Below are 25213 nucleotides of genomic sequence, written 5' to 3'. Positions count from 1 at the left end.
CCGAAACCGGTGGCTCGGCCCCCGAACCCCTCTCGCGGGGGAGGTTACGGACCAGCCCCTCCCGACGCCGGGGCGCCCCGGCGGGGGCTTGGCCGGCCCGAGGGGGGAACGCGCAGTGGGCGTGTTCTGGGCGTAAAACGACTGAGCTTGCGAAGGAGAGCCCAGGACATGACACGCCCCACGAGCGGCCCCCACGGCACGCTCCCCCGCCGGGGCAACCCCGACAGACCCCACGCTCGGCCGGGCGCGCTGCCGCCCCAGGCCGAGCAGGGTCGGGCTTTCGGGGCGCGGGCCCCGCGGGGGCGTACTTGCGCCGGGCGGGAGAATGGAATGTGGTCCATCGCGACGGGGGCGTCCCCGCGGGTGGGGGAAGCGCGTCGTGCGAAGAGGAGAGGTTCATGGCGGAAACCGAGCGGAGCGAGCAGCGGCGGCTCAGGCCGGCGCCCCTGCTCTTCGAGCCTGCGGAGGCCGCCTCCGACCCCGAGCACTTCTTCGACCTGGAGTCGATGGAGGACCCCCAGGAGCTGCTCGCCCGGTCCACCGAGCTGGCGCTGGCGTTCCGGGCGGCGACCGACCGGGCGGTGGAGTTCCAGGCGGTCGCGGCCGCGCAGCTCGCCGATCCGCAGCGGTTCGACCGGCTGACGGCCGGGGACATCGCCGAGCGCGCGGAGTGGACCGAGGACTACGCCAGGAAGATGATCGAGTTCGGTCGGGACCTGCTCCGCAACGGCGGCCGCCCCGGCGACGAGTAGCCGGTTGGCATATGACGGGGGCGCAAGATACTCCTCCGCACCCCACCTTGTCCCGGTTTTCGGCAACTCACCGGAACCGGTTCATCACGGCCGGTAGACGTGGATGTCATGAGCGCATGGTTGCGAGACGACGTCCACCACACCACCGAGGTCACGGCGGCCGGAGCCGGCTGGCTGGCGTCGGCCGCGGCGTACCCGCGTTCCACCCTCGCCCTGTGGGAGACCCGGCCGGCCGCACCGGCGGTGCTGCCGTGCGGCTCGGTCTTCGACGTGGTGGGCGTGGAGTCGGTCTTCGGGCGCCGCATGCTCGACCGGCTGTGGGCGGAGGGCCCCGGCTCCGGCCCGGTCGCCGCGCACCGCGGCCGGATGCTGCTGTTCACCGCCCCCGGTACGGCCCACCGACTGCCGTCCCTGCTCGGCTGGGAGGTGGGAGACCCCCCAGGACGAAGCCCGAGGGGGAGGGGGGATGCCGTACCGCCCCTGCTCTGCCACGGCACGGGAGACGCGATCACCGTGCCCCCACTGACACCGGCACCGGACGGCAGCGGCGGCGCCCCGCGCTGGCTGGTCGCACCGGACACCCGGCACCCGTGGCTGCCGGGGCCGGAGGTGATCCTCTGGGCGTGTGTACGGACGGCCAGGGCAGGGGCCGCCGCCGGCGTACGGATGTCGATTTTTCCTCCCGCCGATCAGGGTGCTAATGTCTACGACGTCAGCAGGCGCCGCTAGCTCAGTTGGTTAGAGCAGCTGACTCTTAATCAGCGGGTCCGGGGTTCGAGTCCCTGGCGGCGCACAGACGGAAAAAGCCCCTCGCGGAAGCGAGGGGCTTTTTCGTACGTCACTCCACGGTCACCCGCACCGTCCACGTGCCCGTCCGCGTCCGGTCGGCGACCTCGACCCGTGTGTTCTCCCCCGGCACCGTGAACGTCTCCCCCACCCCCAGTGGCGCGTCCGCCAGCGGGGGGTAGACCGACCGGTCCCAGCAGGCGTCGGTCGAGGGGTGGGTGTCCACCACCTCGACGGGGCCGGCGCCCGACACGGCGTCCGTGCGGACCCGGTAGATCAGCACGCCCTCCGTACAGGTGCCGTGGTCGTTCCCGCTCGCCCCGCGTGCCTCGATCGCCAGCGCGCTGTTGCTGCTGGTCCTGACGACCGCGAGCCGGGTGCCGACCGACGCGCCCCGCTCGGGCGCCGCCGCCAGCGGCTCCAGGGTGAAGCGGCTGCTGCCGGGCCCGCCCATGCAGTGCACCTGGCGCCGGTTCAGCCAGCCCAGCTTCCACTTGTGCCAGCCGAAGAGTTCCGGGGCGAGTGCGAACTGGCTGCCCATCACATCCCAGTCACCCACATGGGTGTCCCAGTCACCTTTGCCGTCCATCGGCCGGTGATAGAGGTCCGGCAGGTCGAAGACGTGTCCGGTCTCATGGGCCAGGACGTTGCGGTCGGGTGGGTGCCGCTCGAAGACGGTCACCACCCGCTTGATCGCCGCACCGTCGGCGTACAGCGGGGTGTTGAAGTTGACGACTTTCGTGGCGTCGGAGTCCACGCCTGGCGCGTCCGGGTCGGCGACCAGGTAGACGATGTCGTACCGCGAGAAGTCGACCACCGGGTCGGCCGCGGCGAGCGCGTCACGCAGGTAGGCGGCGCGCCGGCCGGGCTCCCAGTCGCGCCGTATGGCGTACGAGGTGGAGGCGTGCGGCATCCGGACCCACTCGCGCCGCGGGTGCGGGCGCAGCGTGAAGGTGCCGTACGAGGCGCGCTCGAAGAACTGGCTGGTGGCGGGGAAGTAGTCGGCGGCGAGCTCGTCCGGGGCGGTCAGCGGCCGGGAGTCGGGGAACGACAGGAAAACCATGAGGGCGTCGAGCTTGCGGACGGGCCGAGGGTAGGCGTCGTTCCACGTGTCCAGGCCGAGCGAGTGATGGGCGTCGGTACGCGGCAGGGCGCACGGGCCCGCCGTCGGGGCGGCGCTCGCGGGGCCGGCGACGAGGCCGGTGGCGGCGAGCGAGAGGAGAGCGAAGAGGCCCGCGGCGGTGGACCGCAGGCGGCGGCGTTCCACTCCCTCGGGTGTCTGCTGACCCTCCACGTCGACCTCCGGTGCGGCATACGGGACGTCTCACCACCCTGTGGTGTTATGTGGTGGTACGTCCTGTTCCACTGCCCCAGTTGGGTGAGCGGCCGACGCGCCCCACCGGTCCGCGAAGTTCACCGACAGTCACAACCGATCACGGCAGGACGGGCCCGTGCCACACCCGTGCAGAAACGATCGGCCGCCTGTGGACGGTGGGGTTACTCACAACAACCCCACGCGTCTCACCCGGTGGCGGCGCTGGAATGGCCGCCGCGAGAGCCTCTATGATCGGCACACTTTCCTGGCCGACCCATCCCGACCACATCTGTGCGTCACAACTGCCTTGCGGGAGCGAGCCGTGAACGGAACCTCCGAAGGACCGGGAGCTGCGGCAGTCTCACCGACCGGGACCGCCCGGCGGCCGGTCACAGAGCGTCATGAAACCGTCGGCGAACCGCGCCAGTCGGCAGCTGCCGCTCGCGTTCCCCCGGAGGCGCCCGGTTCCCGTGCGTCGCGCGACGCGCAGGCCCCACCCGAGCGGCCCCCGGGCGCCCCCCGGGAGCACACACCGGACGACCCGGACCTCGGCCCGCACTACCGCGCCCCCGCCGCGGACCCCGGCCACCGCCCGGACCTGGACCACGATTGCCTCGCGCCCGCCCCGGACCACGTCCCGGCCCCCCACCACGACGCGGGCAGCATCGACGGGGACGCCCTGCACGACTACCGCGCCGCCTTCAACGCCGCCCACATCGCCATGGCCGTCGTCGACCCGGAGGGGCTCGTCGTCACCGCGAACGACGCCCTCGCCACACTGCTCGGCACCGACACCGCGTCCCTCCGGGAGCAGGCCGCCGCCGACCTCGTCGACCTCGCGTCCGACAGCCGCACCTGGCACGCGTACCGCGAAGTGCTGCGCGGCCGCCGCTCCCGCTTCCGCTGCACGCGCCGCCTGAAACATCCCGACGGGCGCTCCCTGTGGGCCGAGGTGACCGTCGCGCCGGTCACGCCCAGCCGGGGCGTCCTGCTGTCCATCGCGGACATCAGCGACCGGCGCCAGCTCCAGGCGCGGCTGCGCCACCTCCAGATGCACGACCCGGTGACCCGGCTCCCCAACCGCACCCTGTTCTTCGAGCGCCTGACCTCCGCGCTGGAGAACTCCTCGTACGACGACGGCGGCACCGGCCGGATCGGCCTGTGCTACCTGGACCTCGACGGGTTCAAGGCGGTCAACGACACCCTCGGGCACCGCGTCGGCGACCGGCTCCTCGCCGCCGTCGCCGCACGGCTCACCGAGTGCGCCGACAGCGACGGCTACACCCGAAGCGGCGGGCACCTGGTGGCCCGGCTCGGCGGCGACGAGTTCGCGATCCTGGTCGAGGACTCCACCGGTACGGAACAGCTCGCCGACCTCGCCCGGTCCGTACTCACCGCCGTGCAGCGGCCGTTCGACCTGGCCGGGCAGCGGCTGTCGGTGTCGGCGTCCATCGGCGTCGTCGAACGGACCGCCGCCGGCACCACCGTCAACGGCCTGATGCAGGCCGCCGACACCACCCTCTATTGGGCCAAGGCCGACGGCAAGGCCCGCTGGACGCTCTTCGACCCCGAGCGCAACGCCCACCGCATGACACGGCAGTCGCTCTCCTCAACCCTCCGCCCAGCTGTCGAACGGGGCGAGTTCACCCTTGAGTACCAACCCCTCGTCGGCATGTCGGACGGCGCCGTACGGGGCGTGGAGGCACTGGTCCGCTGGCACCACCCGCAGTTCGGTCCACTGGCGCCGAATCGGTTCATCGGAATTGCTGAAGAGGACGGCTCGATCGTCCAGCTCGGCCGCTGGGTGCTGCGTACGGCGTGCCGCCAGGCCCGGCAGTGGCAGCTGGACCACCCGAGCGAACGGCCGCTGTTCGTCAGCGTCAATGTCGCCGTACGCCAGGTGTGGGACTCCGACCTGGTCGCCGACGTCGCCGAGATCCTCGCCGAAACGGGACTCGCCCCCCACCTCCTCCAACTGGAGCTGACCGAGTCCGCGGTGATGGGGTCGGCCGGACGGCCGCTGCAGGCCCTCCAGGCGCTCAGCGACATGGGCGTACGCATCGCCATCGACGACTTCGGCACCGGCTATTCCAACCTCGCCTACCTCAGCCGCCTCCCCGTCTCCGTCCTCAAACTGGACGGTTCCTTCGTCCGCGGCTTCCAGGACGAGGAGCACCCCAACCCCGCGGACGAGGTGATCGTCGAGGCGTTGGTGCAGCTCGCGCACCGGCTGGGGCTGACCGTCACGGCCGAGTGCGTGGAGACGTCCGGTCAGGCGGCCCGGCTGCGCCGGATCGGCTGCGACACCGGCCAGGGCTGGCTCTACTCCCGCGCGGTCACGGCGGAACGCATCGCGGAACTGATCGGCATCGCTCCGAACTGATCCGCCCCCGCCCGGAGGGGACTGCGGGCGGCCTTCACGATTCACCATCCCCACCGGGCGGCACCCGGCATCCGGCCGGGATGGGGCCGCGCAGGGTCGCCCCCGCAGAGGTTGGCGGCGCGGGAACGGCTCGCAACCGTCGTACCCAAGGCCGCCGGCCTCGTGGGGGTGCCCCCTCCGGGAGAGAGGCGAGCCCGGAGGGGCCACGCCCCCACCCCACCGGGAGAAGCCGCACCCCCGGCGGGGTCACCCAGCCACGAGACCGTACGCATCCGCGATCAGCTCGTACGACCGCAGCCGCGCATCCGCGCCATGCGCGTTGGCCGTGATCATCAGCTCGTCGGCGCCCGTGCGCTTCTGGAGGTCGTCCAGCCCGACCCGCACCGCGTCGGGCGTGCCGTGCACGACGTTCGCCAGCCAGTCGTCGACGAAGTGCCGCTCGGCGTCGCTGAACGCGTACGCCTCCGCCTCCTCCGGCGTCGGGATCAGGCCGGGCCGCCCGGTACGCAGCCGGACCATCGACAGGGCCCCGGTCAGCACCTGCCGCCGCGCCTCCCGCTCGTCCTCCGCAGCCAACGCCGAGACCCCGATGAGCGCGTACGGCGCGTCCAGCACCGCCGAGGGCCGGAACGAGTCCCGGTACAGGTCGAGCGCCGGGATGGTGTTCCGCGCCGAGAAGTGGTGGGCGAACGCGAACGGCAGCCCCAGCATCCCCGCCAGCCGCGCGCTGAACCCGGAGGACCCCAGCAGCCACACGGGCGGCCGCCCCGACGGCCCCTGCACGGGCCCCGGAACGGCGTGGATCCGGGCGTACGGATGGCCGTCCGGGAAGTCGTCGTCCAGGAACCGCACCAGCTCGGCGAGCTGCTCGGGAAAGTCGTCGGCCCCCTCCCCCACCCGTCCCGTACGGCGCAGTGCCGCAGCCGTGGCACCGTCCGTCCCCGGGGCCCGCCCCAGTCCGAGGTCGATACGGCCCGGGGCCATCGCCTCCAGGGTGCCGAACTGCTCGGCGATGACGAGCGGCGCGTGGTTGGGCAGCATGACACCGCCCGAGCCGAGGCGGATGCGCGACGTGTGGGCGGCGAGGTGCGCGAGGATCACGGCCGGCGACGACGAGGCGACACCGGGCATGGAGTGGTGCTCGGCGACCCAGTGGCGGTGGTAGCCGCGCCGCTCGGCCAGCCGGGCGAGGGCGACGCTGGTGCCCAGGGCCTGCGTGGCGGTGCGGCCGCTGCCGACGGTGACCAGGTCCAGCACCGAAAGGGGTACGGGCGCATTCCCGCTCACCTTGCCTCGAATCACGTCATCGCTCACCGGTAGACCCTCCTGCGCGGGAAACACGTACAGCACCCGACAACAGGAGGCTCTCTCCGTTTTATTCCTTCCGCGCGAACAACGCCCCCAGCTCCGTCGACCACGCCCCCCGCCGCTCCGCCAGCCGCAGGCCCTCCCACACCGTCACCTGGTTCGCCGTGAGCACCGGCTTGCCCACCGCCGCCTCCAGCTCCGGCAGGCACCCCACCGTGTGCAGCGCCGTGTCCGGTACGAGGACGGCCTCGGCCCCCGGATGGTCGGCCGCCCGGACCAGCTCCAGCACCCGCTCCGGCCCCCACGTCGCGACCTCGGCCGCCGTGACGACCCCGCCCGCCCGGTACGCGACGACCTCGATGCCGGCCGCCTCCAGGAACCGGACGAACAGCTCCGTGACGTCCTCCGGGTACGTGGCCGCCACGGCCACCCGCCCGGCGCCCACCTCCCGTACCGCGTGGGCGAAGCCGAACGAGGTGCTCGACGCCGGGAGCCCGGCCCGCACGGCAAGGGCACGGATCTGCTCATGGGCTCCCTCCCACCCGTACACGAACGATCCGCTCGTGCACGCCCACACCACCGACTCGGCGCCGGACAGCCGCAGCTCCTCGACACCCGTCGCGAGCCGCTCCACCGAGCCCATCTCCAGCAGCGCGTCGACCCGGTGGGCGTCCTCACCGATGTCGGTGTGGACGATCGGCACGTTGACGCCGGTCAGCAGCGTCTCGATGCGGGGGTAGTCGTCCTCGGCGGAGTGCCCGGGGTAGAGCAGTCCGACAGTCGTCATGTCACGCCCTCCTGTGTGTCCGGAGCGGTGCCTGGAGCCGTGTGGGGCGCCGTGCCCGGAGCCATGTCCGGAGCCGTGTAGGGCGCCGTGCCCGGAGCCACGTAGGGCGCCGTGCCCGGAGCCATGTCCGGAGCCGGCTCCATGAGCAGCGCCTGGTACGGCCCCACGGCGCGCACGCCGATCCGGCGCAGCGCCGCCCACATGGTGACCTGGTTCGCGGTCAGCACCGGCATCCTCAGTTCCGCCTCCAGCTGCGGGATCACGTCGTACGTCGCCAGGTTCGTGCAGGAGATGAACAGCGCGTCGGCCGGGCGGGACACCGTGCCCCGCACCGCCCGCCGCGCCATGTCCACCACGTCGCGGTACGGCACCTTCCAGATGTGCCTGGTCAGCCCGAGGAAGGCCCGCCCCGTCACGGCTGCCCCGGCTTCCCGCAGGTAGTCCTCCAGGGCCCGGGTCACCGATCCGGTGTACGGCGTGACCAGCGCGATCCGGTGGACGCCCAGCTCGGCCAGCGCCTCCAGGAGGGCGCCGGAGGTCGTCACCGAGGCCACCTCGCCCGCCCGGGTCATCGCGGCGCACATGGCCCGCTCCCCCGCCAGGCCGCCGACGAAACTGCCGCAGGCGCAGGCGTAGGCGACGACCTCCGGCTCGGACGCCGACAGCGCCCGTACGGCCTCCGTCAGCGTCTGGTGCTCGCTGACCAGCCGGGCCAGGTCCAGGGACACCTCCACCGGCACGTACGGCGTGCGGGTCAGCCGCAGCGAGACCTCGTCGGGCACCCAGCGCCACAGCTCGCGGTCGAGGGCGAAGTCGAACGGCGCGACGACGCCGACACCGCGCTGCGGGCCGGGCCCGCCCAGGAAGGAGATGTCCATGGCCAACCCCCAGCCTCTTGTTGACGACGGTAGGTTCGGGTGCGAGCGTGGTCAATTGATGCCGTTGCCCACACTCCTCGTTCTCGAGGCAGACCCTCCGCCCCGCCTCGGCCGTCTGATCGGGCAGGCGGAGGTGCGGTACGCCGGCGAGGACACCCTCGCCGCCGGACTCCCCACCGCCGATGTGCTCCTCGTGTGGGACTTCACCTCCGACGCGGTCCGCGCGGCCTGGCCCGGTGACGGCCCGAGACCCCGCTGGGTGCACACGCCGAGCGCGGGGGTGGACCGGCTGCTGTGTCCCGAACTGGTCGCGTCGGACACGGTGGTGACGAACGCGCGGGGCGTGTTCGAGGAGCCGATCGCCGAGTACGTGGCCGGTCTGGTGCTGGCCATGGCGAAGGACCTGCCGGCCACGCTGGAGCTGCAACGGGAGCGGCGCTGGCGGCATCGCGAGGGCCTGATGGTCGCGGGCAGCCGCGCGGTGGTGGTCGGGGCGGGCCCGATCGGGCGGGCGATCGCCACGACGCTGCGGGCGCTGGGTGTACGGACGGCGGTCGTGGGGCGGACGGCGCGGCCGCGTATCCATGGGGCCGATGAGCTGGACCTGCTGCTGACGCGGGCGGACTGGGTGGTGTGCGCGGCGCCGCTGACGGAGTCGACGCGCGGGATGTTCGACGCGCGGCGGTTCGGGCTGATGCAGCCGTCGGCGCGGTTCGTCAATGTGGGGCGGGGGCGGCTGGTCGTGGAGGACGACCTGGTGACGGCGGTGCGCAAGCGGTGGATCGCGGGGGCGGCGCTGGATGTGTTCACCGAGGAACCGCTCGGCGAGGACAGTGCGCTGTGGGACGTGCCGGGGCTGATCGTCTCGCCGCACATGAGCGGGGACACGGTGGGCTGGCGGGACCGGCTGGGGGCGCAGTTCGTGGAGATGTACGAGTTGTGGGCGGCCGGGCAGCCGCTGCCGAACGTGGTGGACAAGAAACGTGGGTACGTACCCGTGCATGACTGAGCCGACGACGTTCCTCACGGATCTGACCGCCCGCCAACTCCTCGACGGTTACGCGCGCGGCGACTTCTCGCCGGTGGACGCGGTGCGTGCGGCGCTGGACCGGATCGAGGCGGTGGAGCCGCTGGTGAACGCGTTCGTGCGGGTGGACGCGGAGGAGGCGCTGGCGGGCGCGGCGGCGTCGGCGGAACGGTGGCGGCGCGGGGAGCCGAGGGGGCGGCTCGACGGGGTGCCGGTGACGGTCAAGGACGTCCTGCTCCAGGCGGGTGGCCCGACGCTGCGCGGTTCGAAGACCGTACGCAGGGACGGCCGCTGGGACGAGGACGCGCCGTCGGTGGCGCGGATGCGGGAGGAGGGGGCGGTGTTCCTGGGGAAGACGACGACGCCGGAGTTCGGCTGGAAGGGCGTCACGGACTCGCCGCTGTCGGGTGTCACCCGCAACCCGCACGATCCGTCGCGGACGGCGGGCGGTTCCAGCGGGGGCAGCGCGGCGGCGGTGGCGCTGGGGGCGGGGGCGCTGTCGCTGGGGTCGGACGGGGGCGGGTCGATCCGCATCCCGGCGTCGTTCTGCGGGGTCTTCGGGCTGAAGCCGACGTATGGGCGGGTGCCGATCTATCCGGCGAGCCCGTACGGCACGCTGGCGCACGCGGGCCCGATGACCCGGGACGCGGCGGACGCGGCGCTGCTGCTGGACGTGATCAGCGGGGAGGACTGGCGGGACTGGTCGCACCTGGGCCCGGCGCGGCCGGTGAGCGCCACGCTCCAGGAGGGCGTGAAGGGGCTGCGGGTCGCGTACTCGGCGTCTCTGGGCGGGCAGGTGGCGGTGCACCCGGAGGTGGCGTCGGCGGTGCGGGCGGCGGTGGAGCGGCTGGCGGGGCTGGGGGCGTACGTGGAGGAGGCGGATCCGGACTTCGCGGACCCGGTGGACGCCTTCCACACGCTGTGGTTCAGCGGGGCGGCGCGGCTGGTCCAGCAATTGGGGCGGGAGCAGCGGGAGCTGCTGGATCCGGGGCTGCGGCAGATCGGCGAGCGCGGGGCGCGGTACAGCGCGGTGGAGTATCTGGCGGCGGTGGACGTGCGGACGGCGCTGGGCCGGCGGATGGGCAGGTTCCACCGCTCGTACGACGTGCTGGTGACGCCCACGCTGCCGCTGACGGCGTTCGACGTGGGTGTGGAGGCGCCGGACGGGATGCGGTGGACGGCGTGGACGCCGTTCACGTACCCCTTCAACCTCACGCAGCAGCCGGCCGCGTCCGTGCCCGTCGGCACCGACGGCGACGGTCTGCCGATCGGGCTGCAGCTGGTGGCCGCCCGCCACCGGGACGATCTGGTGCTGCGGGCGGCGCACGCGCTGTACGAGTCGGGCGCGGCGAACGTCCCCAAGCCGTGAGGGCTACGCCCTGCGGAAGCTGAGCGTCTCTCCGAGCGCGCCCGCGCGCCACAGGTCCTGGCAGGCCTCGGCCATCCGGTCGAGGCCGTCGACCACCGTGCCCCACACGATGCCGGGGACCCAGCCGGTGTCGCCGTTGAGCAGCAGGTTGTTGCGCTCGTAGAAGAGGGCGAGGTCGACGGTGACGGGCCGGCGGGCCAGCTCTTCGCGCCCGTATCCGTACGCCGCCGTTCCCAACTCCGTACCCTGGAAGGTGAAGTAGCACAAATCACCCGGAATGGGCGTCACGGTCGGGTTCTCCAGCGGCGGTTCCGCATCCACAAAGGCGGGAAACAGGGCGTAGATCTCATTACGGGCATACTTCGCGTGGTAGACATCGCCGCCCAGCGGCAGCGCCTCCCACACGGCCGCGCAGGTCAACGGCGCCCGGTCGTCCAGCAGTTTCGCGGTGCACCGCACGCCGCGCTTGTCGAGGGACACGGTCAGGTATCGGTCGGCCATCCTCTAGGCATACCCCGCCCGGAGGCGGGTAGCGGCGCGCCCATGGCTCGAACAGCTCGTCGACACAGAACAGGCCCCACGGGCTCCATACCGCGGCGCACCCTGCTGCTCGGCTCCGCCGTGGCGGCCATGGGCGCCGCCGCGGCCACCGGTTGCAGCAGGGTCGCCTCCGGCAACGCGCTCGACCGGCTCAGATCCCAGGGCACCGTCCGCCTCGGCATCGCCGGCGAAGTGCCCTACGGCTATGTCGACGCGCAGGGCGAGTTCACCGGTGAGGCGCCGGAACTGGCCAAGGTGGTCTTCAAGCGGCTCGGCATCGGCCGCATCCAGCCCGTCGCGACCGACTTCGCCTCGCTCATCCCGGGCCTGAACTCGCAGCAGTTCGACGTCGTCTCGGCCGGGATGTACATCAACAAGGAGCGCTGCGAGCAGGTCATCTTCTCCGACCCCGAGTACCAGATGCTCGACTCCTTCATCGTCCGCAAGGGCAACCCCAAGAACCTCCGGTCGTACGAGGACGTGGTGCGCACCGGGGCCAGGGTCGCCACCGGCAGCGGGTACGCGCAGATCGACCACGCCGTGGCGGCCGGGTACCCCGAGAAGGACATCGTCATTCTCCAGGACCAGGTGGCCGGGCTGAACGCCGTCGAATCCGGCCGCGTGGACGCCTTCGTCACCACGGCCCTGACGACCCGTGAGGTGGTGAAGAAGAGCACGAAGGCGGAGGCGACGGCGCCCTTCGCGGCGGTCGTCGACGGCAAGAAGAAGATCGACGGCGGCGGCTTCGCCTTCCGCCCCACCGACACGGAGCTGCGCGACGCCTTCAACGCCGAGATCCACACGATGAAGAAGAGCGGCGAGCTGTTCCGCATCCTGCGGCCGTTCGGCTTCACGGAGGCCGAGATGACCACCCTCACCGCCGAGGAGCTGTGCCGATGACCGCCGGACTCTGGCAGAACTGGGTACTGCCCGGCATCGGGATCACCCTCCAGCTCCTCGTCTACAGCGCCGCCCTCGCCGCGCTGGTCGCCTTCACTGTCGGCATGGCCCGCACCCACCGCTCCCTGTTCGTCCGCTTCGTCGCGGGCGCGTACACGGAGATCTTCCGGGGTACGTCGGCGCTGATCCTGATGTTCTGGCTGTTCTTCGTGGTGCCGCCGCTGCTGGGCTGGCAGCTGGTGCCGATGTGGGCGGCGGTGCTCGCGCTGGGCCTGTCGTACGGGGCGTACGGCGCCGAGATCGTGCGCGGCGCCGTCAACTCCGTACCCAAGGCGCAGCGGGAGGCGGGCGTGGCGCTCAGCTTCACGCCCTGGCAGCGCATGCGGCTGGTGGTGCTGCCGCAGGCGGTGCCCGAGATGATCCCCAGCTTCTGCAACCTGCTCGTCGAGCTGCTCAAGGGCACGGCGCTGGTGTCGCTGCTCGGGGTCGGTGACGTGTCCTTCGCCGCGTATCTGGTGCGCCTGGCCACCCAGGAGAGCGCGCAGATCTACTCCATCATCCTGGTGATCTACTTCGTGATCGCATTCGTCATCACCCGTTCCATGAAGGCCCTCGAACGCAGGACCAAGGCCAACCTGGGGGTGGTGGCGAAGTGACCTGGGACTGGTCCGCGGTGGCGGACTTCATGCCGCGTTTCTGGGACGGGCTGCTGGTCACGCTCCAGATCCTCGTTCTCGGCTCGCTCATCTCCTTCACCCTGGGGCTGGTGTGGGCAGCCGGTTTCCGCGCGCCGAGCCGGCTGGTGCGGTGGCCGGTCCATGTGGTGACCGAGTTCATCCGCAACACGCCGCTGCTGGTGCAGTTGTTCTTCCTGTTCTTCGTGCTGCCGGAGTGGGGCGTGCAGTTCTCGGCGCTGACGACCGGCACGCTCGCCATCGGGCTGCACTACTCGACGTACACCGCACAGGTCTACCGGGCGGGCATCGACGCCGTGCCCGTCGGGCAGTGGGAGGCGGCCACCGCGCTGAGCCTGCCCGCCCACCGGACGTGGTTCGCGGTGATCCTGCCGCAGGCGCTGCGCCGGATCGCGCCGGCGCTCGGCAACTACGTCATCGCGATGCTGAAGGACACGCCGCTGCTGGCCGGGATCAGCGTGCTGGAGCTGCTCCAGCAGTCGCGGCTGGAGAGCGCGTCCACCTTCCAGTACACCGAGCCGCTGACGGTCGTCGGTGTCGCCTTCGTCCTCATCGCCTATCCGGCTTCCCTCTTCGTACGGTCCCTGGAGCGCCGCCTTGTCAAGTGAACTCATTCGTTTCGAGAACGTCAGCAAGCGCTTCGGCGAGAACACCGTCCTGGACGACCTGTGCTTCTCGGTGGAGGAAGGCAAGCACGTCACGCTCATCGGCCCGTCCGGGTCGGGCAAGACCACGATCCTGCGGATGCTGATGACCCTGGAGCGGCCCGACTCGGGAACCATCCAGGTGAACGGCGGCCGGCTCTTCCCGGCCGACGAGAAGCAGCGGCGTGAGGTGCGCAAGAAGATCGGCATGGTCTTCCAGCAGTTCAACCTCTTCCCCAACATGTCGGTGCTGCGCAACATCACCGAGGCGCCTGTGCGGGTCCTCGGCCTGGACAAGGACGAGGCCGAACAGCGCGCCCGGGAGCTGCTGGACCTGGTGGGGCTGGCCGCGAAGTGCGATGCCAGACCCGCCCAGCTCTCGGGTGGCCAGCAGCAGCGGGTGGCGATCGCGCGGGCGCTGGCGATGCGGCCGCAGGTGCTGCTGCTGGACGAGGTGACGTCGGCGCTGGACCCGGAGCTGGTCGCCGGTGTGCTGGACCTGCTGCGGGACATCGCCCGGAGCAGGGACATCACCATGCTCTGCGTCACCCACGAGATGAACTTCGCCCGCGACATCTCGGACGAGGTCTTCATGTTCGATTCGGGGAAGGTGATCGAGTCCGGTTCGCCGGAGAAAATCTTCTCCGCTCCGGAGCACGAACGTACGCGCGATTTCCTCGGCGCGGTGCTCTGACCTTCCGTTACCCGCCGGAAGTTTGCCAAGGGCATATGCCCTGGTGTCCCGCCCCAGCGTATGCGCGTGGGGCGGGACAGTTTCTTGTCAACAGGAGCCCACGAAACGGCTCTTGCCCGCTATCGTGGTACGGAAGCTTGCGGTCACAACCTGGTAGGGGGAAACCGTGGCGCTGAAGCCCGAGCCGACCGCGCCGTTCCATTCGGTGCAGTACGCCCTGCGTGTTCTCGAAACGATCTCCAGGCACGGCGGCGGGGTGACCGACGTCCAGATCGCACGCGAGACAGGGCTCCCGGCGGGCCACCTGACCCCGCTGCTGCTCATGCTCCGCCGCGAGGGGTACGTCGAGCAGGTCAGCGACGGCGCCTACGTCGTGGGCGACTCCCTGGTCCTGCTGGGCTCGGGCGCCACGCGCCGCGAGGCTCTCCAGAACAAGCTCCAGGAAACGCTCACCGACCTGCGCGACTCGCTCGGTGCCGCCGTCTACATCAGCCGGTACATCGACGGCGAGGTCAAGGTCACCCAGGTGGCCGACGGCCCGCACACACCCAAGGTCAACGAGTGGGTGGACTTCCGCTCGGCGGCCCACGCCAGCGCGGTCGGCAAGTGCCTGCTCACCCAGCTCGACCAGAACGGCCGCCGCGACCACCTCTCCCGCCACAAGATCGCCCGGCTCACCTCGCGGACGATCACCAGCGAGAAGGTGCTGTTCTCCAAGCTGGACAGCCAGCCGCCGACCGTCCCGGTGCTCGACCTCCAGGAGTACGCGGTGGGCACGGTCTGCGCGGCGGTGCCGCTGACGGCCGGATCGGCGGTGGGCTGCCTCGCCCTCTCGCTCCCGATCGAGCACGCACACCGGCTGCGCTCGGCGGCGGACGCCCTGAACCGCAAGGCGGCACCGGTGGTGCTGTCGCTGGCGCTTTAAACGTTTCCCGCGCGAATGTGAGCCGGCTCACGCACTCATGGTCGGAAGCACCCCTCGGACCAGGTAGTATTAACTCTGTCAGCAGGCGCCGCTAGCTCAGTTGGTTAGAGCAGCTGACTCTTAATCAGCGGGTCCGGGGTTCGAGTCCCTGGCGGCGCACAGACGAAAGAAAGCCCCTCGCGGAAGCGAGGGGCTTTCTTGTGTTTCCGCTGCCGTGGTCACGCGCGGAGGAACGCCAGGACGGCGAGGACCCGGCGGTGGGTGTCCTCGGCCGGCGGCAGGTTCAGCTTCCCCAGGATGTTGCCGATGTGCTTGCCGACCGCCGCCTCCGTCACCGACAGCCGCCGGGCGATCGCCCCGTTCGAGTGACCTTCCGCCACCAGGGCGAGCACCTCGCGCTCGCGCGGGGTCAGCGCCGCCAGCGGATCACGGTGGCGGCGCAGCAGCTGGCGTACGACTTCGGGGTCGACGACCGTGCCGCCCGCCGCGACCCGGGCCAGGGCGTCCAGGAACTCCTCGACCTGGCCGATCCGGTCCTTGAGCAGATAGCCGACGCCGGTGCCGTCACCCGATTCCAGCAGCTCGGCGGCGTACGCACGCTGGACGTACTGGCTGAGGACCAGCACCGGCAGGGCGGGGCGCTCGGTGCGCAGCGTGACGGCGGCGCGCAGCCCCTCGTCGCGGAAGCCGGGCGGCATCCGGACGTCGGTGACCACGATGTCCGGATCGTGCTCGGCGACGGCGCCCTGCATGGCGGCCGCGTCGCCGACCGCCGCGACGACCTCGTGGCCGAAGCGGGCGAGGAGCCCGGTCAGCCCTTCACGCAGCAGCACACTGTCCTCGGCCAGGACTATCCGCAGAGGGCTCGGCACGGGATCTCCACTCGCAGCACGGTCGGCCCGCCCGTCGGGCTGTTGATCGCCAGTCTGCCATCGAGGACGGCGATCCGGTCGGCCAAGCCGGTCAGACCGGTGCCTTTGGCGGCGTCCGCGCCGCCGGTGCCGTCGTCCGCCACGTCTATATGGAGCAGCTCGCCGCTGTGCCGGGCGGTGAGCCGGGCGCGGGCGGCGCCGCTGTGCTTGCCGATGTTGGCAAGCGCCTCGCAGACCGCGAAGTACGCGGCGCTCTCGACGGGCGGCGGGAGGCGCGGCACGTCGATGTCGGTGTCCACCGGGACGGCCGACCGGTCGGCGGCGTCGGTCAGCGCGGCGCCCAGGCCGTAGTCGGCGAGGACCTGCGGGTGGATGCCGTGGATCAGCTCGCGCAGCTCGGTGAGGACCCGGCCCGCCTCGTCGTGGGCCCTGGCGAGCTGGTCGGCGAGCGGGCCGGGCGGGGCGTCGAGCCGGGCGAGGCCCAGGGTCATGGTGAGGGCGACCAGCCGCTGCTGGGCGCCGTCGTGCAGGTCCCGCTCGATGCGGCGGCGCTCGGCCTCGAAGGCGGAGACCAGGCGGGCGCGGGAGCGGGTGACCTCGCCGATGCGGTCGCGCAGCTCGGTGTCGCGCGGCGCCAGGAGGAGCCGGGTCAGCGCGGCGCGGGCGCCGGCCAGGGCACCGAGCGGATACAGCAGGGCGGGCAGCAGGAGCAGCCCGCACACGGCGGCCGCGAAGGCGACCGGGTAGGTGGTGACCAACGGGCCCTTCAGCACCCGTACCTCCTGGCCGTCCAGGGCCAGCTGCACGGGCGTGGTCATCAGGGCGAGCGGCGCGCCCAGGGCCACGGCGAGGGCGAGCAGCTCCAGCGGCCACAGCACGCAGCCGTGCAGCAGCGCGTACGCCAGCTCCCGCCAGGTGGCCTGCTCCCGCACCCGTACCCGCAGCCAGGACCGGAGCCCCGGCTCCTCGGGTATCCGGTGCGGGTCGGGGGCCGGGTCGGCGTCGACGAGCCGCAGCCGCCACCGCTCGACGCCGCCGAGGGCGACCCCGGCGAGCAGCAGCAGCGGCACGCCCACGAGCACGAGTGAGAAGGCGGCCAGCACCAGCAGGGCGGCCAGCACGGGTACGCCGACGAGCACACCGCTCGCCAGATAGCCGACCGACCGCCAGGGCCAGCCGCCGCGCAGATAGTCACCCCTGGTCAGGGCCTGCCAGGGCGTACGGGGATCCATGGAGATCACGGTAGGCGCCGGGCTCACGGCGCCACCATGGCCCCAGCGGGTGTACGCGGGGTATGGCAGGCCCTACCAGTCGCGCGGCGGCCGGCCCCCGACCGGTCGTCAGAACTGCACGTCGGAGCAGGCGTAGAAGGCGTTCGCCGTGTCCGCGATCGTCCAGACGGCCAGGATCAGGTGCTTGCCGGTCTTGCCGCCCGGGATGGTGCCCTGGTGCGTGAGCGTGGACGGCGGCTGCTGGGCGTTGTACGGGACGGTGAGGAACGGCTGGGGGTCCAGGGCCGCGCGGGTGAGCGGCGCGGTGCGGTTCCAGCCGTTCTTGGTGATGTAGTACCGGAAGTCGGTGGTGCGGTGCCGGGCGGTGAACTGCCAGCGGAAGGTGTAGCTCTGGCCGCCGGTCACCCTGGTGGCGGGCCAGTTGCCGCCGCGAGGGTCGTCGAGCTGGGCGAACTGCCCGTTGCCGCCGGCGCAGATCCTGCCGTCGGCGGGGCCGGCGGCAGGGAAGCCCTTGGGCCCCTCGACGGACTGCGGCTCCCACTGGATGTTTCCGCAGTTGGTCACGGTGCCGTTGGCGCAGAGCTTCTGACGGCTGATCGGGGAGTCGGTGTAGCCGTGGCTGCTGGCGCTGCTGGTGGCCATGAGGGAGGCCCCGGCCACGCCGAGGGCCACCACGGCCGTGCCTATCGTGCGATTCCGCATGCTGGTGCTCCAGGTGAACGTGGGGGAAGTTCCATGAGCCGTGCTGCACGCGCGCGTGGTGATGCGGTCCTACTGGTTCAGGTCTAGACCAAGTTCCAATGTATGGACGCCAGTTAGGCATGTCCATACCAATCACGGACCTTCGACCGGACCACTCCTGCCCGTGTAGAAGGCCACCGTCAGGTCCTTGACCAGCGCCTTGCGGTCGTAGTCGTCCAGCTCGACCAGACCACGCGTGGTCAGCCGGTGGACCATGTCGTCCACCGCGTCCACCACCGACGTCAGGACCGTGTCCCGGTGCTTGGCGTCGATCGCCGCGATCCGGCGCCGCTGCATCGCGGCCGCGATCTCCGGCGCGTACTCGATCCGCGTCGGCTGCGCCGAGAAGACGTCGATGCCGACCGGGGCGCACTCCGCCGACAGCATCCGCGTCAGCGCCTCCCCCACCATCTCGGCGTCCCGCAGCGTCGGGGCGTCCTCGTGGAAGGCGTCGGCCGGCAGCTGCGACAGCACCCGGGCCATCGCCGACTCCACCTGCTCGCGCAGGTACTGCTCGTGGTCCGCCACCCCCAGCGCCGCCCGCACCGTGTCCCGGATCCGCCACACCACCAGCACCACCACCCGCAGCGCGGTGCCGTGCGCGTCGACGGCGGGCAGCGGTTCGCTGCGCCAGTGCCGCAGCCGTACGTCGACGCGGCGGCGCAGCAGCAGCGGGCTCACCCACATGAGCCCCGTGCGTCGCACACTGCCCCGGTAGTCACCGAAGAGCGTGAGGACCGACGCGTACCCGACCCTGCCCCGGCCCAGCCCGCCGAACGAGAAGAGCACCACCAGCACGCCCAGCGCCAGCACCGCCCAGACGCCGAGCGGGATGCCGTGGTACGGGTGTGACGGCAGCCCCAGCATGCCGGTCACCGACACCGGCACGGCCCCGACCCACCACAGCAGCGCCGCGCACCCGGCCAGCGCGACCGCCCCGGCCACCACCCCGGCCCACCCGGGCAGCACCGGCCCCGGCCGCTCGGCCAGCTCCGGGTCGGCCGCCGGAACCGGCCGCCTCGCAGCCTCCGGCCCCGGCCCCGGCGTCGGCACGCCGACCGTGGCCGGTGCGGCGGGACGTGCCTCGGTGGGACGCGCGTCGGTGGGACGCGGCCCGGCGGGGCGCGCGTCGGCGGGCGCCCGCTCCCGCACGACCGTGACCGGGCCGGTGTCCACCGCCCCCGGGTCCGCCTTGTCGTCGTCCCGGAACAGCAGATGCACCGGGATCTGCCCCGTGGTCTCGCTCCCGATCACCGGGACACGCCGACCGGTCGTCGTCCCGCCGCCCTCCGGCATCGCCGTACTCAACCCTGCCTCCTTGTGGTGGTCCGTCATCGGAACAGCCGCCGCCAGGTCTCGGGGCCCGGGTAGCCGTTGGCCGCGCCGCCCCGCCAGCCCTGGGCCCGCTGGAACGCCTCGACGTTGCGCCGGTCCGCCTCGCCCCAGCGCGGCCCGGGCCCCGAGCGGTAGTGGGCGCCGAAGCCCCGCTTCACCAACTGGCGGCCGAGCCGCTCGACGTGCCGGTTGGACTGGCCGGGCCGGAAGTACGCCCGGCCGGGGAAGGCGGGCGCCGAGGCCGACGTACCGGAACCGGACGGGATGTCACGGCCCTGTCCGTTCACCAGCAGCCGCCAGGTCTTCGGCCCGGGCAGCCCGTCCGCGTCCCGCCCGGTCCAGCCCTGCGCCCGCTGGAAGGCCCGCGTCGCCCTCCGGTCCGCCTCCGTCCAGCGCGGCCCGGGGCCGGAGCGGTAGAACCGCTTGCCGCCCCGCTCGACGAGCATCCGCCCGAGCCGCGTCACATACCGGTTGTTCGCCCCCGGCCCGAACGACGCCGAGCCGGGGTGGGCCACGGAGGTGCCCGGGCTGCCCGGGTTGCCGAGGGTGCCGCCGCTCAGGCCCTTGTAGCGGTAGGCGACGTAGCGGCCGGAGTTCTTCCAGTACGCCATCGGGGTGGCCTGTCTGCGGGCGTACGGCCGGGTCTGCTCGTAGGCCGTGTAGGAGGTGTGCGTGTAGTCGGTCCAGCCGCCGAAAATCGTGACGTGCGAGCCGTGGTTGGGATCGGCCGGGTTGTGGAAGAGCAGGATGTCGCCCGGCTGGAGCTCGGAGCGGTCCAGCCGGGTGCCGAACCGGTCGAGGGAGCCGGTCCATTCGTTGCCGGCGAGGTTCCAGGCCATCGAGACGAAGCCCGAGCAGTCCTGGCGGTAGCCGTCCGTCCAGTACTTCTCCATGGAGTACGGGACCTTCGCGGCCACCCAGCGCTTGGCCCGGTTGATGATCTCGGCGCGGGTGGCCCTGCGGAGCGCCGGGGCGGGGGCGTGACCGCCCGTCGGCCCGGCGTGCGGGCGCCCGTGCAGTGGCCCGGCGCCGCCCTGCGGAGTGGCCGGGCCCGGATCGTCCCGGTCCCGCCCGGGCCCGGACGGCCCCCGGGGACCGGCGGGACCCACCGCCCCCACCGGACCCACCGGACCCACCGCCCCAGCCGGACCACCCGCCCCCACCGGACCCACCGGACCCACCGCCCCAGCCGGACCACCCGGCCCCACCGGACCAGCCGGGCCCGCCGGGTGGGCGAGGGCGACCGCGCCGCCGGCTCCGGGGCCGGCGCCGAGGGCCACACCGGCCGCGGTGAACAGGACCAGGGCGCGGCGCGCGCCGTGCGCGGCGGGGTGGCCGCCGGCCCGCACGGCCAGGCGGAGGGCCGTCTCGCGCCGCTGCCGGGCGCAGCCGGCGCAGGGACAGTCGGCGGCGGGCTCGTACTCCTCGAAGACCGGTACGGCCATACGGTTCCCCTCCAGGATCTCCCGGTGCTGCGGTACGGGCGCCAGTGTCTCAACTGTCCCGACATAGCGCATTTTGACGGTTGAAAGGGGAAAATCGTCTGGTCGACAGGCCGGGAGCGCCGCTCAATGATCACCGCGGCGGGCCGCAGCACCCTCGGGCATCGGGTAAAGTTGTGCAGGTCAGCAGGCGCCGCTAGCTCAGTTGGTTAGAGCAGCTGACTCTTAATCAGCGGGTCCGGGGTTCGAGTCCCTGGCGGCGCACGCGAGGCCGAGGCCCTCTCACCACGGGTGAGGGGGCCTCAGTCGTACCGCCCCTCCCCGGAGCCACCCAAATCGTGCGTTTACCCGGGAAACAGTCTGTTTCACCCTTGCGATCAAGACCTGGGGGCGTAGACCCTATCCTGGAGCCGATGTCCCTCAATGGGGCATGAGGTCCGAGCAGTTGGCGGCAGTTTCGGGGGGTGCTCCGGTTGCGGGGACCGCGGGGTGGGGGCCCCGTTTCACGCGTGTGATGCCGTGACGGGCATCATGCAACCGGAAGGTCGTCGTTCCATGTCTTCAGGGACGGTGGCCTGCCACTATGCGTCGGGATACGCCGGTCTAGGGGGACTGCGCGTCCGGACGGGAAACGACCAGACCAATCGCGCAGCCAGCATGCGTGCGGGGGGATGACTCATGACGTCGACGCCGACCGGCGCGACCGGCGCCCGGCAGGACAACGACCCATCCCGGACCACTCAGCTTCGGGTTCCCCCGCAGCTCCAGACCGGTGGCGGGGCCCGGCAGCGCCCCGCCGCGAAGCCGCTGCCGCGCTACGACTACGAGCACTACAGCCGGCTCGCGGGGCCCCTCACCCAGCCCGACCCGAACAAGCCGTACACGGTGCAGTACCGGTCGCTGATCTCGCAGGAGCCGCACCGGATCCGGGTCGCGCTGATGCTCGCCGCCGCCCCGGTGCTGTCGCTGGTGCTGCTGGTCTGGCTGCTGCAGCCGTCGCACTGGACCGAGCGGGACTACCCGGCCTTCTCCTGGCTGCCGGCGCTCGACATCGTGATGCTCGTCTCGATCGGCCTGATCGAGTTCTTCCGCTGCATGAACGTGCTGTCGAACGCGCACGCGACGCTGGTCGCTCGCGACCCGGTCCCGGTCGTGCCGGAGTCCGGCACCCGGGTCGCCTTCCTCACCTCCTTCGTCCCGGGCAAGGAGCCCCTGGAGATGGTGACGAAGACGCTGGAGGCCGCCGTCAGGATCCGGCACCGCGGCCTGATGCACGTGTGGCTGCTCGACGAGGGCGACGACCCCGAGGTCAAGGCCGTCTGCGAGCGCCTGGGCGTGCACCACTTCTCCCGCAAGGGCATCGCGAAGTGGAACCAGCCCACCGGTGCCCAGCGCGCCAAGACCAAGCACGGCAACTACAACGCCTGGCTGGACGCGCACGGCGTCAACTACGACTTCTTCGCCTCCGTCGACACCGACCACGTGCCGCTGCCCAACTACCTGGAGCGGATGCTCGGCTTCTTCCGGGACCCGGACGTCGGCTTCGTCATCGGCCCACAGGTCTACGGCAACTACGACAACTTCGTCACCAAGGCCGCCGAGTCGCAGCAGTTCCTCTTCCACGCGCTGATCCAGCGCGCCGGCAACCGCTACGGCGCGCCGATGTTCGTCGGTACGTCGAACGCCGTGCGCATCACGGCGCTCAAGCAGATCGGCGGCCTGTACGACTCGATCACCGAGGACATGGCGACCGGCTTCGAGATCCATCGCCACAAGAACCCGGCGACGGGCAACAAGTGGCGCTCGGTCTACACCCCGGACGTGCTCGCGGTCGGTGAGGGCCCCAGCGCCTGGACGGACTTCTTCACCCAGCAGATGCGCTGGTCGCGCGGTACGTACGAGACGATCCTCAAGCAGTACTGGAAGGGCTTCGGCACGCTGCCGCCGAGCAAGCTCTTCAACTACACGATGATGATCATCTTCTACCCGATGTCCGCCCTGAACTGGATTCTGGCGGCGCTGAGTTGCGCGCTGTTCCTGGGCCTGGGCGCCTCGGGTGTGAACATCGACCCGACCGTGTGGCTGATGCTCTACGGCAACGCCTCCGCGCTCCAGATCGGCCTGTACGTCTGGAACCGCCGGCACAACGTCTCCCCGCACGAGCCGGAGGGGTCCGGCGGTGTGGCCGGCATGGTCATGTCCGCCCTGTCCGCGCCGCTCTACGCCAAGGCGCTCATCGACTCCGCCCTCCGCCGCAAGAGCTCGTTCGTGGTCACCCCCAAGGGCGACTCGGCGAGCCCGGACAGGTGGTTCGCGACCTTCCGGTACCACTGGTACTTCATCGGGATCTTCGTCGGGTCCATGGTCGCCGGTTTCGTCTTCGGGAACTCCCACCCCGCGATGATCATCTGGGCGTCGTTCGCCACGCTGATCACCGCCACGCCGATCTTCGTCTGGCGGCACATGCTGCGCCAGGAGAAGAAGAAGCGCCCCGCCCGGCACGGCGGGGGGAGCCGGCCGCCGCAGCCGCCCGCGCCGGCCGTGGACCACGCGCCGCAGGCCAAGCCGAGCTGGGCCGAGCAGAACGACACCATGCAGATCGCCCTTGGGGGACGTAACAAATGAGCAGCCTGCCCGTCCGGCCGAACCACCGCCGGAACCGTGCCCGTCGCATTCTGATAGGCACGGCGGTGGTTGCTGTGGTCGCCGGGTTCAACGGTCCGGCCCTGTACAGGTACGGCTCGGAGAAGTACCACGACTACACGATCAACAAGCCGGAGTACAAGGCCGCCAACGGCCACTGGGACTTCCTCGACGTCCCCTCCGAGTTCCGGATCAACACCATCCACGCGGCGCTGCTGCACACCGGCAAGGTGCTGCTGATCGCGGGCTCCGGCAACAACCAGAAGAACTTCGACGCGAACAAGTTCGAGTCGGTCCTGTGGGACCCGAAGACGGACAAGTTCAAGAAGATCGAGACCCCCAAGGACATGTTCTGCGCCGGGCACACCCAGCTGCCCGACGGAAAGCTGCTGGTCGCGGGCGGCACCAAGCGGTACGAGAAGCTCCAGGGCGACGTCACCAAGGCCGGCGGCCTGATGATCGTCCACAACGAGGACCCGGACAAGCCGATCACGCTGCCCGCCGGGACCAGGTTCACCGGCAGGGCCAACGGCAAGACGTTCGTCTCCAAGGACCCGGTCCTGGTGGAGAAGGCCGAGAAGGTCTTCGACAAGACCACCGGCCGTTTCCTGCGCACCCAGCCGGGCCTGGGCCGGATCTACGTCGAGGCCGAGGAGTCCGGCAAGGAGTTCGAGACCGGCACCGAGGACAACTACAAGGTCGAGGGCCTGACGGGCAAGGACGCCCGCAACGTCTACGGCATGGCGCAGAAGCTCGCCCTCGACAAGAAGGACTTCCAGGGCATCAAGGACGCCTTCGAGTTCGACCCGGTCGCCGAGAAGTACATCAAGGTCGACCCTATGAACGAGGCCCGCTGGTACCCGACGCTCACCACCCTCAAGGACGGCAAGGTCCTCGCCCTCTCCGGCCTCGACGAGATCGGGCAGATCGTCCCCGGCAAGGACGAGATCTACGACCCGAAGACCAGGACCTGGGAGTACACCGGGATCGAGCGGCGCTTCCCGACGTACCCGGCGATCTTCCTCATGGACAACGGCAAGCTGTTCTACTCCGGCTCCAACGCCGGGTACGGGCCCGCCGACGTCGGCCGTGAGCCGGGCGTCTGGGACCTGGAGACCAACGAGTTCGACAAGATCCCGGGCCTGAGCGACGCGGACAGGATGGAGACGTCCGCGACCGTCATGCTGCCGCCCGCCCAGGACCAGCGGTTCATGGTCATCGGGGGCGGCGGGGTCGGCGAGTCCGAGAAGTCCAGCGAGAAGTCCCGTCTGGTCGACCTCAAGGACCCCAACCCCCGCTTCAAGGACGGCGCCTCGCTCGACAAGGGCACCCGCTACCCGAGCGCCTCGCTGATGCCGGACGACACCGTGCTGGTCACCGGCGGCTCGGAGGACTACCGGGGGCGCAGCGACTCCAACGTGCTGGAGGCGCGGACGTACGACCCGAAGACGGGGACGTACACGCGCGTCGCCGACCCGCAGGTGGGCCGCAACTACCACTCCGGCTCGGTGCTGCTGCCCGACGGCCGCGTGATGATCTTCGGCTCGGACTCGCTCTTCGCCGACAAGGCCAACACCAAGCCGGGCGTCTTCGAACAGCGCATCGAGATCTACACCCCGCCCTACCTCTTCCGTGACTCCAAGCCGAAGGTCACCGGCGGCCCGGCGAAGATCAAGCGCGGTGGGAGCGGCGTCTTCACGACCCCGGACGCCGCGAGGATCAAGACGGCGAAGCTGATGCGGCCGAGCGCCGTCACGCACGTCACCGACGTCGACCAGCGGTCGATCGCCCTGGAGATGAAGAAGACGGCCGACGGCTTCGATGTCACCGTCCCGAAGAACCGCTCCCTGGTCCCGTCCGGCTGGTACATGCTCTTCGTCACCGACGACAAGGGCACGCCGTCCGAGGCGGTGTGGGTCGAGGTTCCGTAACACCCCGCACATGC

At 71.4% G+C, this 25213-nt stretch carries 21 protein-coding genes, 3 tRNA genes and 1 pseudogene; 15 read left to right on the top strand and 10 right to left on the bottom strand.

Annotation, left to right across the window (positions count from 1 at the left end; genetic code table 11):
* The first annotated feature begins 398 nt into the window (after nt 1-398).
* The 3 genes from BKD26_RS00855 (at nt 399) to BKD26_RS00845 (ending at nt 1545) form a co-directional block, all read left to right on the top strand.
* The gene (locus BKD26_RS00855; RefSeq protein ID WP_084894657.1) at nt 399-752 is read left to right on the top strand and encodes a hypothetical protein; all 354 of its coding nucleotides are present in this window, start codon (nt 399-401) and stop codon (nt 750-752) included.
* Nucleotides 753-860: 108 nt separating this feature from the next.
* A complete protein-coding gene (locus BKD26_RS00850; protein ID WP_084894655.1) occupies nt 861-1481 on the top strand; it encodes a bifunctional DNA primase/polymerase in 621 nt (206 codons plus the stop codon).
* A tRNA-Lys gene (locus tag BKD26_RS00845) sits at nt 1472-1545 on the top strand. The genes BKD26_RS00850 and BKD26_RS00845 overlap by 10 nt, the downstream gene beginning before the upstream one ends.
* 45 nt (nt 1546-1590) lie before the next feature.
* Here the strand turns inward: BKD26_RS00845 and BKD26_RS00840 are convergent.
* Nucleotides 1591-2832, bottom strand: a complete 1242-nt coding sequence (locus tag BKD26_RS00840) for a M6 family metalloprotease domain-containing protein (protein WP_084894653.1) — start codon at nt 2830-2832, stop codon at nt 1591-1593.
* A gap of 742 nt (nt 2833-3574) precedes the next feature.
* On the opposite strand from BKD26_RS00840, the gene BKD26_RS00835 reads away from it, so the two are divergent.
* Nucleotides 3575-5236, top strand: a complete 1662-nt coding sequence (locus BKD26_RS00835) for an EAL domain-containing protein (protein WP_241518516.1) — start codon at nt 3575-3577, stop codon at nt 5234-5236.
* 246 nt (nt 5237-5482) lie between these two features.
* Here BKD26_RS00835 and BKD26_RS00830 read toward each other — a convergent pair whose 3' ends face one another.
* From BKD26_RS00830 to BKD26_RS00820, 3 genes are all read right to left on the bottom strand, one after another.
* Nucleotides 5483-6550 (bottom strand): LLM class flavin-dependent oxidoreductase, encoded by a 1068-nt coding sequence (locus BKD26_RS00830; protein WP_084895298.1) that lies wholly within the window; start codon nt 6548-6550, stop codon nt 5483-5485.
* 61 nt (nt 6551-6611) lie between these two features.
* On the bottom strand, nt 6612-7331 hold the full coding sequence (locus tag BKD26_RS00825; RefSeq protein ID WP_084894651.1) for an aspartate/glutamate racemase family protein: 720 nt from the start codon (nt 7329-7331) through the stop codon (nt 6612-6614).
* On the bottom strand, nt 7328-8209 hold the full coding sequence (locus BKD26_RS00820; RefSeq protein ID WP_084894649.1) for a decarboxylase: 882 nt from the start codon (nt 8207-8209) through the stop codon (nt 7328-7330). Before BKD26_RS00820 ends, BKD26_RS00825 begins: the two co-directional genes overlap by 4 nt.
* A 58-nt stretch (nt 8210-8267) precedes the next feature.
* Between BKD26_RS00820 and BKD26_RS00815 the strand changes: the two genes are divergently transcribed.
* Together BKD26_RS00815 and BKD26_RS00810 are read left to right on the top strand one after the other, a co-directional pair.
* The gene (locus tag BKD26_RS00815; RefSeq protein ID WP_084894647.1) at nt 8268-9218 is read left to right on the top strand and encodes a D-2-hydroxyacid dehydrogenase; all 951 of its coding nucleotides are present in this window, start codon (nt 8268-8270) and stop codon (nt 9216-9218) included.
* Entirely contained in the window at nt 9211-10605 is a 1395-nt protein-coding gene (locus tag BKD26_RS00810) for an amidase (protein WP_084895296.1), read from the top strand. The genes BKD26_RS00815 and BKD26_RS00810 overlap by 8 nt, the downstream gene beginning before the upstream one ends.
* Before the next feature lie 3 nt (nt 10606-10608).
* Here BKD26_RS00810 and BKD26_RS00805 read toward each other — a convergent pair whose 3' ends face one another.
* Entirely contained in the window at nt 10609-11106 is a 498-nt protein-coding gene (locus BKD26_RS00805) for a DUF3830 family protein (RefSeq protein ID WP_084894645.1), read from the bottom strand.
* Between the two features lie 42 nt (nt 11107-11148).
* On the opposite strand from BKD26_RS00805, the gene ehuB reads away from it, so the two are divergent.
* The 6 genes from ehuB (at nt 11149) to BKD26_RS00775 (ending at nt 15162) form a co-directional block, all read left to right on the top strand.
* Nucleotides 11149-12045 (top strand): ectoine/hydroxyectoine ABC transporter substrate-binding protein EhuB, encoded by an 897-nt coding sequence (ehuB, locus tag BKD26_RS00800; protein WP_084894643.1) that lies wholly within the window; start codon nt 11149-11151, stop codon nt 12043-12045.
* A complete protein-coding gene (ehuC, locus tag BKD26_RS00795) occupies nt 12042-12701 on the top strand; it encodes an ectoine/hydroxyectoine ABC transporter permease subunit EhuC (protein WP_084894641.1) in 660 nt (219 codons plus the stop codon). Before ehuB ends, ehuC begins: the two co-directional genes overlap by 4 nt.
* The gene (gene ehuD / locus BKD26_RS00790; RefSeq protein ID WP_084894639.1) at nt 12698-13348 is read left to right on the top strand and encodes an ectoine/hydroxyectoine ABC transporter permease subunit EhuD; all 651 of its coding nucleotides are present in this window, start codon (nt 12698-12700) and stop codon (nt 13346-13348) included. The genes ehuC and ehuD overlap by 4 nt, the downstream gene beginning before the upstream one ends.
* A complete protein-coding gene (ehuA, locus tag BKD26_RS00785; protein ID WP_241518461.1) occupies nt 13338-14078 on the top strand; it encodes an ectoine/hydroxyectoine ABC transporter ATP-binding protein EhuA in 741 nt (246 codons plus the stop codon). The genes ehuD and ehuA overlap by 11 nt, the downstream gene beginning before the upstream one ends.
* A 166-nt stretch (nt 14079-14244) precedes the next feature.
* Nucleotides 14245-15003, top strand: coding sequence for an IclR family transcriptional regulator C-terminal domain-containing protein (locus BKD26_RS00780; RefSeq protein WP_084894635.1), 759 nt, complete (start codon nt 14245-14247; stop codon nt 15001-15003).
* Between the two features lie 85 nt (nt 15004-15088).
* Nucleotides 15089-15162: transfer RNA gene (locus BKD26_RS00775), tRNA-Lys, on the top strand.
* Between the two features lie 59 nt (nt 15163-15221).
* Here BKD26_RS00775 and BKD26_RS00770 read toward each other — a convergent pair.
* From BKD26_RS00770 to BKD26_RS00750, 5 genes and pseudogenes are all read right to left on the bottom strand, one after another.
* Nucleotides 15222-15875 carry a response regulator transcription factor gene (locus BKD26_RS00770; RefSeq protein WP_084894633.1) on the bottom strand — a complete coding sequence of 218 codons (654 nt, stop codon included), beginning with the start codon at nt 15873-15875 and terminating at the stop codon, nt 15222-15224.
* Entirely contained in the window at nt 15854-17107 is a 1254-nt protein-coding gene (locus BKD26_RS00765) for a sensor domain-containing protein (RefSeq protein WP_084895294.1), read from the bottom strand. The genes BKD26_RS00770 and BKD26_RS00765 overlap by 22 nt, the downstream gene beginning before the upstream one ends.
* Nucleotides 17108-17215: 108 nt before the next feature.
* Nucleotides 17216-17809, bottom strand: a complete 594-nt coding sequence (locus BKD26_RS00760; protein ID WP_084894631.1) for a lytic polysaccharide monooxygenase — start codon at nt 17807-17809, stop codon at nt 17216-17218.
* A 132-nt stretch (nt 17810-17941) separates the two neighbouring features.
* A pseudogene (locus BKD26_RS00755) lies at nt 17942-19117 on the bottom strand (SPFH domain-containing protein); the annotation flags it as partial.
* A gap of 62 nt (nt 19118-19179) precedes the next feature.
* Nucleotides 19180-20628, bottom strand: a complete 1449-nt coding sequence (locus tag BKD26_RS00750) for a peptidoglycan-binding protein (protein WP_084894628.1) — start codon at nt 20626-20628, stop codon at nt 19180-19182.
* A gap of 187 nt (nt 20629-20815) precedes the next feature.
* On the opposite strand from BKD26_RS00750, the gene BKD26_RS00745 reads away from it, so the two are divergent.
* From BKD26_RS00745 to BKD26_RS00735, 3 genes are all read left to right on the top strand, one after another.
* A tRNA-Lys gene (locus tag BKD26_RS00745) sits at nt 20816-20889 on the top strand.
* A gap of 414 nt (nt 20890-21303) precedes the next feature.
* Nucleotides 21304-23250 (top strand): cellulose synthase catalytic subunit, encoded by a 1947-nt coding sequence (locus BKD26_RS00740; RefSeq protein WP_084894626.1) that lies wholly within the window; start codon nt 21304-21306, stop codon nt 23248-23250.
* Nucleotides 23247-25199 carry a galactose oxidase-like domain-containing protein gene (locus BKD26_RS00735; protein ID WP_084894624.1) on the top strand — a complete coding sequence of 651 codons (1953 nt, stop codon included), beginning with the start codon at nt 23247-23249 and terminating at the stop codon, nt 25197-25199. The genes BKD26_RS00740 and BKD26_RS00735 overlap by 4 nt, the downstream gene beginning before the upstream one ends.
* Nucleotides 25200-25213 lie beyond the last annotated feature (14 nt).

The sequence above is a fragment of the Streptomyces sp. CB03238 genome (genome assembly GCF_002099185.1).
Taxonomy (GTDB): domain Bacteria; phylum Actinomycetota; class Actinomycetes; order Streptomycetales; family Streptomycetaceae; genus Streptomyces.
Note: the sequence above shows the minus strand (reverse complement) of the source record. Positions and strands in the feature narration are given on the sequence as shown.

Bases quoted from the DNA above. Each gene is read 5' to 3' on its own strand.
- BKD26_RS00760 (WP_084894631.1), bottom strand. From the start codon at position 17,809: ATGCGGAATCGCACGATAGGCACGGCCGTGGTGGCCCTCGGCGTGGCC.
- BKD26_RS00810 (WP_084895296.1), top strand. From the start codon at position 9,211: ATGACTGAGCCGACGACGTTCCTCACGGATCTGACCGCCCGCCAACTC.
- BKD26_RS00740 (WP_084894626.1), top strand. From the start codon at position 21,304: ATGACGTCGACGCCGACCGGCGCGACCGGCGCCCGGCAGGACAACGAC.
- BKD26_RS00820 (WP_084894649.1), bottom strand. From the start codon at position 8,209: ATGGACATCTCCTTCCTGGGCGGGCCCGGCCCGCAGCGCGGTGTCGGC.
- BKD26_RS00765 (WP_084895294.1), bottom strand. From the start codon at position 17,107: ATGGATCCCCGTACGCCCTGGCAGGCCCTGACCAGGGGTGACTATCTG.
- BKD26_RS00805 (WP_084894645.1), bottom strand. From the start codon at position 11,106: ATGGCCGACCGATACCTGACCGTGTCCCTCGACAAGCGCGGCGTGCGG.
- ehuB (WP_084894643.1), top strand. From the start codon at position 11,149: ATGGCTCGAACAGCTCGTCGACACAGAACAGGCCCCACGGGCTCCATA.
- BKD26_RS00855 (WP_084894657.1), top strand. From the start codon at position 399: ATGGCGGAAACCGAGCGGAGCGAGCAGCGGCGGCTCAGGCCGGCGCCC.
- BKD26_RS00750 (WP_084894628.1), bottom strand. From the start codon at position 20,628: ATGGCCGTACCGGTCTTCGAGGAGTACGAGCCCGCCGCCGACTGTCCC.
- BKD26_RS00735 (WP_084894624.1), top strand. From the start codon at position 23,247: ATGAGCAGCCTGCCCGTCCGGCCGAACCACCGCCGGAACCGTGCCCGT.
- BKD26_RS00815 (WP_084894647.1), top strand. From the start codon at position 8,268: ATGCCGTTGCCCACACTCCTCGTTCTCGAGGCAGACCCTCCGCCCCGC.
- BKD26_RS00835 (WP_241518516.1), top strand. From the start codon at position 3,575: ATGGCCGTCGTCGACCCGGAGGGGCTCGTCGTCACCGCGAACGACGCC.
- ehuC (WP_084894641.1), top strand. From the start codon at position 12,042: ATGACCGCCGGACTCTGGCAGAACTGGGTACTGCCCGGCATCGGGATC.
- BKD26_RS00850 (WP_084894655.1), top strand. From the start codon at position 861: ATGAGCGCATGGTTGCGAGACGACGTCCACCACACCACCGAGGTCACG.
- BKD26_RS00825 (WP_084894651.1), bottom strand. From the start codon at position 7,331: ATGACGACTGTCGGACTGCTCTACCCCGGGCACTCCGCCGAGGACGAC.